Genomic DNA, 13,240 nt, shown 5'->3' on the forward strand with positions numbered 1-13,240 from the left:
GTGAGCGTGAGGCAGGGAACGGGGGGAGCGGCCAGCCACCAGCGGCCAGCGGAATGTGGAACGCTCGACAGCCCTCGTGCAGAGGCATTCCAAAGAGGGGGCCGCCGCCAGCTTCCGCCGGCGGCGACCTCATGGGTCATCTCAGAAACCCTCGATCAGTTCGTCTTGTTCCCCGGATTCTGCCCTGTGGGCGGCGTTTCACTCCCCGCAGTGGCGGACGACCCGGCGGCGGGGGAGCCTCCCCAGGTCGCGCCCGTGGTCGCGGCCCCGGTCCTCGGTGCGGCGGCGGGCGCGGGGGCCGGGGCCGCCGTCTCGTCGCGCTCCAGCCACATCGTCCCCACGAGGTTGCGGGCGTTGCGGCCCGCGCGGCGCAGGCTCTGTTCGGCCTCCGGGTTCATGCGGCCCACGGCGTCGAGGATGGCCTGACGCGCCGTGGGCACGCGGGCGAGCACGAAGGCACCCGTCCCCAGCAGCGCGAGGCCCACGAGACCGCCCCCCATGCCGCCGCTTCTCGCCGGGCGGGTCTCAACCTTGACGGCGCGTCCCCGGTGCCGCCCCTGCTTCTCCAGCCGGGCGAGTTCCTTCATCGTCTGACGCTGGAGGGGCGCGACCTGTTTCTCGACGGCGCGCTCGATCTGCTCGGCGCTCCACGTCTTCCGCAGGGCGCGAAGTTCCCGCTCGGCATCGCGGCGTGCCCCCTTGAGTTCCTTCCCGGCCTGACGGCGGTGGGCCTCCACGGAGAGGGCGGCCTTCCCGGCGGCCTTGGCCCCCTTCACCCCCGCGGAGCGCACCTCGCGCCCCACCTCACGCTTCACCTGCTTTTGAACCTTCCCGGCGTCCCGGCGGCGCTCTTCCGCGAACTCGTGGGCGCTCTCGCTCAGCGCCTCCAGGCCGTGCGCGGCGCTCTGGCGCACGTCGCGGGCGAGGTCGGCAGCTTTGGCGGTCGCGGTGCTCGCCGCCGCCGTCGCGGTCGTGGCAGCTACCCCTGCCGCGTGTCCGGCGGTCTCCAGCAGCGGGCCGACACGGGCGGGCACTTCTTCGCGCAGGGTCTCTACCGTCTCCATTGTCTTCTGCGCGGTTTTCTGGGCGGTCTTCTGGGCGGCCACCCCCGCCGCGTGCCCCGCCCCGGTGGCGGCGGTCGCGGCGACACTTGCCGCATGTCCAGCGCTCTCCAGCAGCGATCCGGCACGGGCGGGCACCTCCTCACGCAGCGTCTCCAGAGTCTCCGCTGTCTTCTGCGCGGTTTTCTGGGCGGCGGTCGCGGCGGTCGTCGCGGCGCTGGCGAGGGCGGGCTTCACGGTGTCGTCCAGCGTCTCCTGCGCCGTGCCGAGGAGGTGGCGGGTGCCGCCCACGACCTTCTGGCGGGCGTCGGCGTTCAGGGCGAGGGCGCTCAGGCCACCCAGCAGCAGCAGTCGGCGGCCCGTCCCCCGGTCCGAATCGAGGTTCTCCATGTCGGCGCTCCTTTCACGTCCCGCGCGCCTTGCCACACAACTCGGCGGTGGAGGCGGGGGAAGCTACGCGGCCCCATTGTCGGGGTCCCAACCCCCCTGAACGTGGGTGAACCGTAACGTGGGTTTCATGTTCCGGCGCGGGGCCGAGCCGCGACACCGTGACGCCCGTGCTCCTTTTCCCGCGCCCGGACGCTCTACACTCGGGGGCGTGACCCGCAAGGCCCGCGCCGCCACCGCTGCCCCGCCCACGCCCGCCGCGCCCGCCCCGGCGGGGTCGCCCCTGTCGCAACTGGCCCTCTCGCGGCTGGAGGTGCGCAACCTCGCCACCATCCGCGAGCTGAGCCTCGACTTCCGGGGCGGCTTCAGCGCCTTTACCGGCGAGACGGGCGCGGGCAAGAGCATCATCGTGGACGCGCTGGGGCTGCTGCTCGGCGCGCGGGCGAACACCGATCTCATCCGCACGGGGGAGGACGGTCTCCTCGTCACCGGCTTCTGGGGGGCAGAAGGCGACGACGAGTGCAGCGCCAGCCGACGCGTGACCATGCAGGGACGCGGCATCGCCCGCCTCGACGGCGAGGTCGTCTCCGTGCGCGAGTTGCAGGAATGGGCGTCCACCCGGCTCACAATCCACTGGCAACACTCGGCGGTCAGCCTACTCACCCCCGCCAATCAACGTTCTCTCCTCGACAGACAGGTAGGTGAGGAGGTCGCGGCTTACACGGCGGCTTACCGCGCATGGGGCGAGGCGAGGGCGCGGCTGGAGAACCTGCGCGCGGGCGAGCGCGAGCGGGCGCGGCAGCTCGACCTGCTGACCTTCCAGGTGCGCGAGATCGAGGGGGTCGCCCCCCAGCCCGGCGAGGAGGAGCCGCTCTCCGCCGAGCTGACCCGCCTCTCCAATCTGGAGACTATCGCGCAGGGGGCGGCGGGGGCGCTCGACCTCCTCTCCGACGGCGAGACGAGCGCGGTGGGCATGATCGCAGAGGCGATCAAGGCGATGAATGCGGGCGCGAAGTACGACGAGACGAGCGCCCAGCTTCAGCGCGAGTTGCGGGGGGCGCTCGACGCCGTGCAGGCCGTGGTGGGCGAGTTGCGGGACGTGGCCGAGGACAGCGCCCCCGATCCCGAGGAACTCGACCGGGTGGAGTCGCGGCTCACGGCCCTCGGCAGGCTGCGCGCCAAGTACGGCCCGACGCTGGAGGACGTAGTGGCCTTCCACGCGGCGGCGCAGTCGGAGTTGGAGGCGTTGAACCGCGACGAGCGCGACGCGGGCACGCTGGAGGCAGAGGTCAATCGGCTTCAGGGCGAGGCCGTCCGCGCGGGCGAGACCCTGGACGCCGCCCGCACCCGGCGGGCCGGACCGCTCGCCGCGCAACTCGTGACCGTCATCCGCGAGCTGGGAATGCCCCACGCCCGGCTGGAGTTCCGGCTGACGCCCCTGCCCCAGCCCGGTCCCTCGGGCCTGAGCGACGTGACGCTCCACTTCACCGCCAACCCCGGCGAGGACCTCGGCCCGCTCGCGGACGTGGCCTCGGGCGGCGAGCTGTCGCGCGTGATGCTGGCGATCTCCACGGTCCTCGGTGCCGAGACTCCCGCCGTCGTCTTCGACGAGGTGGACGCCGGGATCGGCGGGGCGGCGGCGCTGGCGGTGGCCGCGCAACTCGGGCGGCTGGCGCGGGAGCGGCAGGTCCTCGTCGTCACCCATCTCGCCCAGATCGCCGCCCACGCCGACCACCACTACAAGGTGGAGAAACACGTCGAGGAGGGGCGCACCGTCAGCCACGTCCGGCTCCTGAACGAGCGCGAGCGGCTGGAGGAAATCGCGCGGATGCTCAGCGGCAACACTTCGGAGGCGGCGCTCACGCACGCGCGGGAGCTGCTGGGGCGGCGGGCGGCGGCGAGCTGAGGGAGGAGTCGCCAGCATTCAGTCGCCAGAGGTCACGCGGCCTTCTATCTCTTGAACGGAACGTCCGATGCAAGGGGTGGGTGTTGTTCCCCCTCTCCCCTTGCGGGTGACTCGGCGAGCTGCGAGGCAGAGGGCCGGGCAGAGGGGTGGCAAGCGCGGCTTGCCCTGCTGGTGTGGCTTCCGAGACACTCCAAGTTGAGTTGGAGGCCAGGCCCGTTCGCCCCCGGCGACCCCTTTCCCCCTCCCCCGTCCCCAGCGTGGGTGTTGTCTGAAGGTGAGCTTCAGTCGGTCGTCAGACGCCGCCCCTAAGCTGATCTCATGAAGAAGACCCTGACCGCCGCGCTCACGCTGGGCGCGGGCCTCCTCGCGGGCTGCTCCATGACCGGCCCCGGCAACCTGCGGGTTCACGAGGTGCTGCTGTACGGCGGCACCCAGGAACGCATCGTGTGGGTGTACGGCGACCTGCGGGGGACCGCCCAGAGCAGTGTGAAGCTCGGCAGCGCCACCGTCGAACTGCGCGCCCAGGTGCCCGACCCCCTCGCCGTGGCGGGCACCCTGAGCGTGAACGGCAGGGCGACCTACCGCGTCCCCACCGCCGCCGTGACGCCCAAGCTCGCCGTGACGCGCGACACGCGCGGCCTGTTCGACGTGACGCTCAACGAGGCGGCGGGCACCGTGTTCTATACCGACGGGCGGGCGTGGAGCCGCCTGAGCGCCGCGTCCGGCGCGGGCCTGCGCGGCACCGCCGTCGCCGGGCTGCGTGGCGCGGGCAACCTGACCGAGACCGAGGCCGACGCCCTGAGCGCCGCGTTCCTCAATCAGGGGCCGCTCGCCGTGGCCGTCCTCAACGAGGCGACCGTGCCCGACCCGGCCCTCACCGTGGAGCCGAGGCCGGGCGAGTACCGCCGCACCGCTCTGTACGTCCTCTCCGGGGTGCGGACGGTCGTTCCGGCGGGAAGCGTCACGGGCACCGTGACCATCACGCCGACGCCGGGAACCACCGCACCGGGAACGGGCACGCCCGGCACGACCCAGCCCGGAACAACGCTGCCCGGCAGCGGCCAGCCCGTCGCCAGTCAGGGGGTGCGCGTGAGCTTTACCGAACTCGCCAGCGGCACGAACGCCGCCGTCACCACGTCCTCCGTGCAGGTGGCGGCCACCCAGGGAGCCGTCAGCGCGTTGTATGGCCTCGCCTACGGGCGGCAGACGGGCACCCCCGCCGTGCCCAGCGTCACGGCGGGCAGCACGGTCGTCGGCGTCTTCCTCGGGCAGCGGCCCACGGGCGGCTACAGCGTGCGCGTCACCGGGGCCAGCGCTCAGAACGGCGTCCTCACCCTCACCGCCGAGGTCCGCTCTCCCGGCGCGGGCAGCATCACCACCCAGGCGATCACCAGCCCGTGGACCCTGGTGCGTGTTCCCGGTGCCTACCGCGAGGTCCGCGTCGTGGACGCGCAGGGCAATCCGCTTCCCACTGGGGCGGGCGGCGGCCAGACCCGATAAACCTACATCACCCCGAGAAGGAGGCACCTGAACGACCGGGTGCCCCTTTTCTTTTTCGCCCTTGCACCTTCTGCCCCAAACCTTGCCTTTCGTGCCTTGCATGCGCGGGTGTTTCCCGGCCCGTGACAACACCAAGTTTGGAATGGAACCGCTTCACGGGCAAAGATTAAGCAACCTTAGTCCTCGTCCATCTCGCCGCCCCCTCACCTTCCCCGGAGGCCCCCCATGAGCCTGACCAGCCCCAACCCCCTGCAAACCCTAGGTATCCAGAACGCGACCCTGCACCACAACCCCGGCGTGGACGAGCTGTACGAGGCCGCCCTGCGGCTGGGCGAGGGGGAGCGGGCGGCGGGCGGACCGCTGGCCGTGCGGACGAACAAGAAGGGCCGCAGCCCGAAGGACCGCTTCATCGTGGAGGACGACCTCACCCGCGAGACGGTGTGGTGGGGCGGCTTCAACACGCCGATCCGCCCGGAAGTCTTCGACCGCCTGCTGGGGAAGATGACCGCCTTCGCCGAGGGCCGGGAACTCTTCGTGCAGGACGTGTACGCGGGCACCGACCCCGCCCACCGCCTCGCCGTGCGCGTGGTGACGGAGATGGCGTACCACTCGCTGTTCGTGCGGAACATGTTCGTGCGGCCCACCGAGGCGGAGGTGGAGACGTTCCAGCCCGATTGGACGGTGCTGAACATCCCCTCCTTCCGGGCGGACCCGGAGACGGACGGCACCCGGAGCGAGACTTTCATCCTCGTGAACTTCAGCCGGAAGATGATCATCGCGGGCGGCACCCAGTACGCGGGCGAGAACAAGAAGGGCATCTTCGGGGTGCTGAACTTCCTGCTGCCGGAGGCGGGCGTGATGCCCATGCACTGCTCGGCCAATGTGGGACCGGACGGCGACGTGGCCCTCTTCTTCGGCCTGAGCGGCACCGGCAAGACGACCCTGAGCGCCGACCCCGCCCGCAAACTCATCGGTGACGACGAGCACGGCTGGACGGATACGGGCGTCTTCAACTTCGAGGGCGGCTGCTACGCGAAGGTGATCAACCTCAACCCGGAGGCCGAACCCGCCATCCACCGCACCACGCGGACCTACGGCACGGTGCTGGAGAACGTCGTGCTGCGCGGGGACGGCACGCCCGATCTGGACGACGGCTCGCTGACCGAGAACACCCGCAGCGCCTATCCCATCACGCAGATCGACAACATCGTGGAGGAGGGCCGGGCCGGGCATCCGCAGAACATCGTCTTCCTGACCGCCGACGCCTTCGGGGTGCTGCCGCCACTGAGCCGCCTCACGCCCGAGCAGACGATGTACCAGTTCATCAGCGGCTTCACCGCCAAGATTCCGGGCACCGAGGACGGCGTGACCGAACCCAGCCCGACCTTCTCCACCTGCTTCGGCGCGCCCTTCATGCCCCGTCACCCCGGCGAGTACGCCCGGCTGCTGGCAAAGAAGGTGCAGGAGAGCGGCGCTCGCGTCTGGCTCGTCAACACGGGCTGGACGGGGGGGCAGTACGGCCAGGGCCACCGCATGAGCATCCGGCACACCCGCCGCCTCATCAACGCCGCGCTCTCCGGCGAGTTGGACGGGGTGGAGTTCGTCCGCGAGCCGTTCTTCAATCTGGAGATTCCGACCGAGGTCCCCGGTGTGCCGAGCGAGGTGCTGAATCCGCGCGACGCCTGGGCCGACGCGGACGCCTACGACCACACCGCCCGCAAGCTGGCCGGAATGTTCCGCGAGAACTTCAGGCGGTTCGAGGATGGGGTGGACCCGGCGATCACGGCGAGTATGCCGGAGCATGGGGAGGCGTAAGACCTTCCCGGACGGTGTAACCCATGAGAGCGGAACTCAAGGAGATGTTTTCTCCAGACCTGGCTTCTCCTCTACAGGATTATTGGCCGGAAACCGAGGGCAACTTCGGGTTTTCGCTTCGTCTGATGATAGGACCGGAAGGCAGCGATGCAGCCGAGTCGTTTGACGTGTTCGTGTGTACGCCAGATTGGCTCAAGCAAGAGCACGCCGACGAAAAATACGTCTGGGGACGACATATGCTCATCGTGCTTGAGTACGACGCAGCTCTTATCAAAAGAGCTGTGGAGCGACACGTTTCAAGATGCCTGGGAACCGATTGGAGTGAGATAGCTCGAAGACTGAGCCGCTTTGGGGCGTGGGAGTTTGAAGATTACCAGCCCGATTCCTGAAGTTGCTTGACGAATGGCTTCTCATCTCGCAAGGATTAGCCCTTCAACTCCCTCAATTCGCCGGTTCCCCCTCCACTACCTGTCGCCCGCCGCTCAGGCTGATGCCCGCGCTGGCGGCGATCACGCAGCCCATCGCCAGCCATTGCAACAGGGTCAGGCGCTCGCTCAGGAAGAGCAGGCCGCTCAGGGCGGCGAGGGCGGGTTCGAGGCTCATCAGCACGCCGAAGACGCGGGCGGGCAGGGCGCGCAGAGCGGCCATCTCCAGGCTGTAGGGCAGGGCGCTGGAGAGCACGGCGACGGCGAGGCCAGCGAGGAGAGCGGTGGGGGCGAGTAATCCACCGCCCGCTTGGACGATCCCAAAGGGCAGAGTGATGACCGCCGCGACGAGCATTCCCGCGACGACGCCCGTGACGCCCGGCACCCGCCGCCCGACCGCCCCGCCCGCGAGGATGTAGAGCGCCCAGAACGCCCCGGCAGTGAGCGCCAGCGCCGCGCCGAGGGGATCGAGGCCACCCCCCTCCCCCCCGTGCGGCGCGATGAGGACGATGCCGAGCGCCGCCAGCCCCACCCACGCGAGGTCCGCCGCGCGGCGTGACAGCACGAGCGACAGCACCAGCGGCCCCACGAACTCCAGCGTGACGGCCAGCCCCAGCGGCAGCCGCGTCAGCGAGAGGTAGAAGGCGAGGTTCATCAGGCCGAGGGCCGCGCCGTAGGGCAGGACGGCCCGCCACGCCTCCGCCGTGAGGTCCCGCAGCCGGGGTCGGAAGATCAGGCTCAGGAGGGCGGCGGCGAGCGTGACGCGCAGGGCGGTGGTCCCCGCCGCGCCGAGCGTGGGAAAGAGCGTCTTGGCGAAGGCGGCCCCACCCTGAATGCTCAGCATGGAGAGGACGAGCGCCGGAATGGGAGGAGGCGAGGTCAGGGCACGGCGCACACGCGCCATTATGCCCCCGTCCGAAACGAGGCCGCCCCCACCGACGATGCGGCGAGAGCGGCCCTGCTGATGGCTGAGAGCTGACGGCTGACAGCTACCCCCTCACGCCCACTTGATCAGCCCCGCCTCCAGCGGGTTGCTCAGGCCCTCGATCTCCGGCACCATCCGCACGCCGACCGAGTACAGGCCGCTGTCGTCGAGCGGCACCTGCGCGCTGAACTTGCCGTCGCCGTCGTGGGCGAGGGGCACGCGGGTCACGTGGTCGCCGCGCTTGAGGACGGCCTCGACCTGAAGCTCCTCGGGGCGGATTCCGGCGGGGTTGACGCTCGCGCGGACCTCCACGCGCTCGCCGGGCTTGGCGGTCGTGGGCAGGTGGGCGGTGGCGTGCAGGGTCGTGTAGGGCCACTGCTGGCGCACCCAGGTCTTCCACGCGGCGATCTCGCGGGCACGCTTCCCGCCCTCGGCGGCGACCTCCGCCCCGCGCCCGGTCAGCGGCAGGTAGAACTTCTGCACGTAGTCGATGACCTGCCGCTGCATGGAGAAGCGCGGGCTGACCGTCTGGATGGCCCGGCGCACCGTCCTCGCCCAGCCGCTCCGCTGCCCGCCGCTGCCGTAGTACAGGGGCACGATCTCGCCCTCCAGCGTCCCATACATGCTGTAGGCGTCGGCGTCGTCCTGAACGTGGAGGTCGCTGTACTCGCGCTCCTCGCCGATGGGCCAGCCGTTCGTCTCGTCGTAGCCCTCACGCCACCAGCCGTCGAGGATGGAGAAGTTGGGCGACCCGTTGAAGCTCGCCTTCATGCCGCTCGTCCCGGAGGCCTCCAGCGGGCGGCGCGGGTTGTTCAGCCAGATGTCCACCCCCTGCACGAGGTGGCGGGCCACGTTCATGTCGTAATTTTCCAGAATCACGATCTTGCCCCGGAACTCCGGCTCCTGCGAGACGCGGTAGATCTCCTGGATGAACGCCTTGCCGGGGTTGTCGGCGGGGTGCGCCTTACCCGCGAAGACGAACTGCACGGGGCGGTCGGGGTCGTTCACGATGCGGCTGAGGCGGGCCTTGTCGCGGAAGAGCAGCGTCGCGCGCTTGTATGTGGCAAATCTGCGGGCGAAACCGATGGTGAGCGCGTTCTCGGACAGCACCGTGTCGGTGGCGGCCACGTCGGCGGCGCTGGCCCCGTTGCGGAGCATCTGATTGCGGAGGCTGCGGCGCACGAACGTCACCATCTCGCGCTTCATCTCCAACTGCACGTCGGAGAGTTGGGTGTCGGTGAGCTGCTCCACCGCCTCCCACATCGCCTCGTCCTCCAGCCGCTCGGTCCAGTCGGCGGGCAGCACCGTGCCCAGCAGGTCGCGCATGGGCTGGGAGGTGAAGGTGAGGTTGTGCGCCCCGTTCGTCACGTGGCCGATGGGCACCTCGCCCGCCTCGGCCCCCTCGTACAGGAAACGCCACATGTCGCGGCTGACCTCGCCGTGGAGTTCGGAGACGCCGTTCGCCGCGCGGCTCATGTTCAGGGCGAAGACGGTCATGGAGAAGGTGGGGACCCAGTGGCCGTCCCAGAACTGCTCGTGGCGGGCGAGGGCGTACAGGTCGTCGCGGCCCGCTCCCAGCAGGCCGGGCCACTGGCCGAGGTAGCGGTCCATCAGGTCGTAGGCGAAGGCGTCGTTCCCGGCGGGGACGGGCGTGTGGGTCGTGAAGAGCGTGCTGCTCGCCACCGTCTCCACGGCGGCGCGGAAGTCCAGCCCCCCGGCGACGTACTCGCGCACCCGCTCCAGCCCGAGGAGGGCGGCGTGGCCCTCGTTCATGTGGTAAACCCCGGCGGGGACGTTCAGCAGCCGCAGCGCCCGGATGCCTGCCACGCCGAGCAGCACGTACTGCTGGACGCGCAGTTCCTGGTTGCCGCCGTACAGCCGGGCGGTGAGCTTGCGGTCCTCCTCGCTGTTCTCGGGCACGTTGGCGTCGAGGAGCAGCACCTTGATGCGTCCCACCGCGAGTTCCCACACGCGGATGTGGACGGTGCGGCTCCCGATCTGCACGCTGACGCGGGCCTCCTCACCGTCGGCGGTCAGCGCGGGCCGGATGGGCAGGGTGGTCAGGTCCAGCTCGTCGTAGGCCTCCTCCTGCCAGCCGTCCTTGTTGAACATCTGGCGGAAGTAGCCCTGATGGAACAGCATCCCCACCGCCGTGAAGGGCAGCCCGAGGTCGGACGCGCTCTTGCAATGGTCGCCCGCCAGCACGCCGAGGCCGCCGGAGTAGATCGGCAGCGACTCGTGATAGCCGTACTCCATGCTGAAGTAGGCGACGGGCGCGAGGTCGGCGGCGTTCTTGCTCGCCCACGTGTCGCGCTTGGTCATGTAGGCGTCGAACTCGGCCATCACCCGCTCGTAGCGGGCCACGTAGTCGGCGTTGGCGGCGGCGCGGGTCAACCTCTCCTGCGAGACCTCCAGCAGCGTGCGGACCGGGTTGTGCTGGTAGGTCTCCCACGCCTCTGCGTCGAGTTCCTGGTAGAGCGCCTGGGCGTGCGGCGTCCAGGACCAGTAGAGGTTGTAGGCGAGTTCGGACAGCCGCCCGATGGCGGGAGGCAGTTGGGGAAGCACGGTGACCTTGCCGATGACGTTCATATCCCGCTGAGACTACACCATCGTCTCATGGGCGAATGCGGGGGTTGTATGTCGTCCTGCACGCCAAAAATACGTCCTGTCCAGACAGCAGACGCCGCGCTTCCGGACCGTTACGCTGGGGGCACGATGACGACCTCGGATGATCCACAGGCCCTGTTGCGTGAGGAGGGGGAACGCCTCGCGCGGCGGCTGGCGCAGACGCTCGGCACCGGGGAGGCGGACGTGGCCCGCGCCCACCTCCTCGGACTGAGCCTCGTCACGAACCTCGTGAACGCCCTTCTCCCCACGGTCGAGCAGGTCTCGCGCCACGCCGGGCGGCCCCTCCACGCCCACCTGACCGCCGACGAGCGGGGCCGGGCGGTGGTGGAGACGGTGACGCTGGACGGCGAACTCCACGTCCGTCTCCCCGTGGATGACCTGCTGGCCTCGGCGCTGTATGCGGGCGGGCGGCTCCACCCCACGGTCGCCGCGCATCTGGAGGAGGGGATGCGGGGGAGTGAGCACCACGCGGCGCGGGCGCTGGCGGCGTGTCTGAAGAGTGCGCCCGTGTTGAAGGCGCTGCAAAAGCATCTGACGGCGGTGCTGAAAGGGTGAGTGCGAGGGTGAGGAGGAGTTGACGGGCAGGATTGCTGGGGAGGCCCGGCCCGTTTACTCCCACCCGGCCTTCCCCCTCAAGGGGGAGGAGCTAAAAGCAAGGGCCTGAGCTGTTTCTCTCCCTCTCCCCTCGTGGGAGAGGGCCGGGGTGAGGGGGCGACGCAGTGACCTCACCGCCTAACTCCCTCCCCTACCCCGGCTCCCGCAACCTCCGCAGCAGCCACAGCCCGACCACATCCAGCCCCAGCAGCAGCGCCGTGGACCTCATGGCGGGCGACCACTCGCCATGCCCGAATTGCAGCAGGATGCTGGCGACCCCGCCGACGTTGAGCAGCACGATCAGGAGGGTGAGGAGGACGGGCAGCACTCAGCCCTCCTCCTCGCGCAGCAGGGCGAGGAGTTCGGCGTGGAGGTGGCCGTTGGTGGCGACGATCATGGGGGCGTAGGGGGTGGCGGCCCCCGCCCGGTCGGTGACGCTGCCGCCCGCCTCCTCCACGATCAGGCTTCCGGCGGCGCTGTCCCAGGGCTTGAGGCCGAACTCCCAGTAGGCGTCCATGCGCCCGCAGGCGACGTTGCACAGGTCCAGCGCGGCGGCCCCCGGACGGCGGACGGGCACCCCGAGCCGCAGCAGCCGCGCGACGAGGGTGAGGTTGCCGCCCCCGCTCGCGTCGTATGGAAAGCCGGTGGACACGAGCGCCGGGGTGGTGAGGCCGGGCGTCTCGCTCACGCGGATGGGCTGGCCGTTCAGGAAGGCCCCGCAGCCGCGCGTGGCGGTGAACAGTTCGTCGCGGTTGGGGTCGTACACGACGCCGACGACCCGCTCGCCGCGTTCCTCCAGTCCCACGCTCACGCAGGAGACGGGGAAGCCGTGCGCGTAGTTCACGGTGCCGTCCAGCGGGTCCACGACCCAGCGGTGGGAGGCGTCCTCCAGACCCGCCAGCCCCTCCTCCTCCCCGAGGACCGCGTGATCGGGGTAGGCGCGGGCGATGATCTCTCTGATGGCGGCCTCGGACAGGGCGTCCACCTCCGTCACGAGGTCGCTGTAGGTGGTCTTGGAGCGGATGTTCAGCGCCTTCCCGGCGTAGGCGAGGTGAATGGCCCCGGCGGCGCGGGCGGCCTCCACGGCGACGGACAGGGCCGGGGCGAGGTCGGTCATACGGGGCAAGTGTAGGCGATGGAGACGGCGGCGGGGACACGGGTCTTCAGGGTGGCTCAAGGCGGTGGGGGGGAGGGGGTCAACCGCTAGCCGCCAGCTTCCAGCGACCAGCTCGACAACCGCGACAGATTCTGGATATCGCGCCGGGGAAGGGGTCCCGATCAGGCTCCCTTTTTCCCGCCGGGCCGTGCTCTACTCTCCGGTCGGAAGATGATGAAGACCCGACCCCTCGCCGCCCTCCTCCTTTGCCTGACCCTCTGCGCCTGCACGCCCGGCGGGGTGCGCGAGCTGCGCTTCCGGGAGGGGCCGCCGGACGTGGAGGTGAGCGCGGCGCGGCTGCTGACCGATCAGATCGTGCCGCAGGGTCGCCTCCTGGGGTTGAAGGAGGCCGTCGCCCGCGCCCCGGAGGGCAGCCTGATCCTCGCGTGTGGGGCGCGGTGGAGTCCGTTGCGCCCGTGGGGCATCTGCACCCACGTTTCCCGCAAGATCGCGCCGGGATTGCTCACCGAGGCCCCCGGCCTGCTCGGCGTCGGCGGCGGGTTGCTCGACGGCGGGCCGAAGACCATCCCCCAGGAGCGGCTGGAGTCGCGGGACGTGGTGATCGTCCTCGACGTGGGCGTGCGCCCCCAGCACCTGCCCGCCCTGCGCGCCGAGGCCGCCCGGCTGGACGGAATGCCCTACCGGGTGGGCGTCGTGGACGACCCCAGGAACGGGCTGGACTGCTCGACGTACCAGAACGCCCTCCAGCGCGCGGTGGGCCTCCCGGAAGTCGTTCCCCGGCACGGCGAATGGAACCTCTATCTGCCGCAGGACGCCCTGGGGATGCCCGGCGTGCGGGTGCTGTGGGTGGGCGTGAGGGGACGGGAATAGGCCACCTCTGCC

General features: G+C 70.5%; 11 protein-coding genes. 6 read left to right on the forward strand and 5 right to left on the reverse strand.

The features are described from left to right. Positions 1-155: 155 nt before the first annotated feature. Positions 156-1,451, reverse strand: a complete 1,296-nt coding sequence (locus V3W47_RS05050; RefSeq protein WP_331824090.1) for a hypothetical protein — start codon at positions 1,449-1,451, stop codon at positions 156-158. Between the two features lie 208 nt (positions 1,452-1,659). On the opposite strand from V3W47_RS05050, the gene recN reads away from it, so the two are divergent. From recN to V3W47_RS05070, 4 genes are all read left to right on the forward strand, one after another. Next, a complete protein-coding gene (gene recN / locus V3W47_RS05055; RefSeq protein WP_331824091.1) occupies positions 1,660-3,354 on the forward strand; it encodes a DNA repair protein RecN in 1,695 nt (564 codons plus the stop codon). A 318-nt stretch (positions 3,355-3,672) separates the two neighbouring features. Next, on the forward strand, positions 3,673-4,854 hold the full coding sequence (locus V3W47_RS05060) for a protease complex subunit PrcB family protein (RefSeq protein ID WP_331824092.1): 1,182 nt from the start codon (positions 3,673-3,675) through the stop codon (positions 4,852-4,854). A gap of 225 nt (positions 4,855-5,079) precedes the next feature. Beyond that, a complete protein-coding gene (gene pckA / locus V3W47_RS05065; RefSeq protein ID WP_331824093.1) occupies positions 5,080-6,669 on the forward strand; it encodes a phosphoenolpyruvate carboxykinase (ATP) in 1,590 nt (529 codons plus the stop codon). 23 nt (positions 6,670-6,692) lie between these two features. After that, positions 6,693-7,058, forward strand: coding sequence for an immunity 8 family protein (locus tag V3W47_RS05070; protein WP_331824094.1), 366 nt, complete (start codon positions 6,693-6,695; stop codon positions 7,056-7,058). 52 nt (positions 7,059-7,110) lie between these two features. Here the strand turns inward: V3W47_RS05070 and V3W47_RS05075 are convergent, their stop codons facing one another. Both V3W47_RS05075 and glgP read right to left on the reverse strand, forming a co-directional pair. Then, positions 7,111-7,998: an EamA family transporter gene (locus tag V3W47_RS05075; protein WP_331824095.1), complete on the reverse strand. Its 888-nt coding sequence runs from the start codon at positions 7,996-7,998 to the stop codon at positions 7,111-7,113. A gap of 93 nt (positions 7,999-8,091) precedes the next feature. Continuing rightward, positions 8,092-10,608 carry an alpha-glucan family phosphorylase gene (gene glgP, locus V3W47_RS05080; protein ID WP_331824096.1) on the reverse strand — a complete coding sequence of 839 codons (2,517 nt, stop codon included), beginning with the start codon at positions 10,606-10,608 and terminating at the stop codon, positions 8,092-8,094. 126 nt (positions 10,609-10,734) lie between these two features. Here glgP and V3W47_RS05085 point away from each other — a divergent pair, with 126 nt between their 5' ends. After that, on the forward strand, positions 10,735-11,202 hold the full coding sequence (locus tag V3W47_RS05085; protein ID WP_331824097.1) for a hypothetical protein: 468 nt from the start codon (positions 10,735-10,737) through the stop codon (positions 11,200-11,202). A 190-nt stretch (positions 11,203-11,392) separates the two neighbouring features. On the opposite strand, the gene V3W47_RS05090 is transcribed toward V3W47_RS05085, so the two are convergent. Then, on the reverse strand, positions 11,393-11,569 hold the full coding sequence (locus V3W47_RS05090; protein WP_331824098.1) for a hypothetical protein: 177 nt from the start codon (positions 11,567-11,569) through the stop codon (positions 11,393-11,395). Further along, entirely contained in the window at positions 11,570-12,358 is a 789-nt protein-coding gene (locus V3W47_RS05095) for an inositol monophosphatase family protein (protein WP_331824099.1), read from the reverse strand. It abuts the gene before it with no gap. A gap of 210 nt (positions 12,359-12,568) precedes the next feature. Here V3W47_RS05095 and V3W47_RS05100 point away from each other — a divergent pair, with 210 nt between their 5' ends. Beyond that, complete coding sequence (locus V3W47_RS05100; RefSeq protein WP_331824100.1) at positions 12,569-13,228, forward strand: hypothetical protein; 660 nt, start codon at positions 12,569-12,571, stop codon at positions 13,226-13,228. Positions 13,229-13,240: the final 12 nt, after the last annotated feature.

The organism is Deinococcus sp. YIM 134068 (assembly GCF_036543075.1).
In the GTDB taxonomy this organism is placed as follows: Bacteria; Deinococcota; Deinococci; order Deinococcales; family Deinococcaceae; genus Deinococcus; species Deinococcus lichenicola.

Excerpts from the sequence above, each read along its gene's own strand:
- V3W47_RS05050 (WP_331824090.1), bottom strand. The coding sequence starts at position 1,451 with ATGGAGAACCTCGATTCGGACCGGGGGACGGGCCGCCGACTGCTGCTG.
- V3W47_RS05060 (WP_331824092.1), top strand. The coding sequence starts at position 3,673 with ATGAAGAAGACCCTGACCGCCGCGCTCACGCTGGGCGCGGGCCTCCTC.
- pckA (WP_331824093.1), top strand. The coding sequence starts at position 5,080 with ATGAGCCTGACCAGCCCCAACCCCCTGCAAACCCTAGGTATCCAGAAC.
- V3W47_RS05070 (WP_331824094.1), top strand. The coding sequence starts at position 6,693 with ATGAGAGCGGAACTCAAGGAGATGTTTTCTCCAGACCTGGCTTCTCCT.
- V3W47_RS05075 (WP_331824095.1), bottom strand. The coding sequence starts at position 7,998 with ATGGCGCGTGTGCGCCGTGCCCTGACCTCGCCTCCTCCCATTCCGGCG.
- glgP (WP_331824096.1), bottom strand. The coding sequence starts at position 10,608 with ATGAACGTCATCGGCAAGGTCACCGTGCTTCCCCAACTGCCTCCCGCC.
- V3W47_RS05085 (WP_331824097.1), top strand. The coding sequence starts at position 10,735 with ATGACGACCTCGGATGATCCACAGGCCCTGTTGCGTGAGGAGGGGGAA.
- V3W47_RS05095 (WP_331824099.1), bottom strand. The coding sequence starts at position 12,358 with ATGACCGACCTCGCCCCGGCCCTGTCCGTCGCCGTGGAGGCCGCCCGC.
- V3W47_RS05100 (WP_331824100.1), top strand. The coding sequence starts at position 12,569 with ATGATGAAGACCCGACCCCTCGCCGCCCTCCTCCTTTGCCTGACCCTC.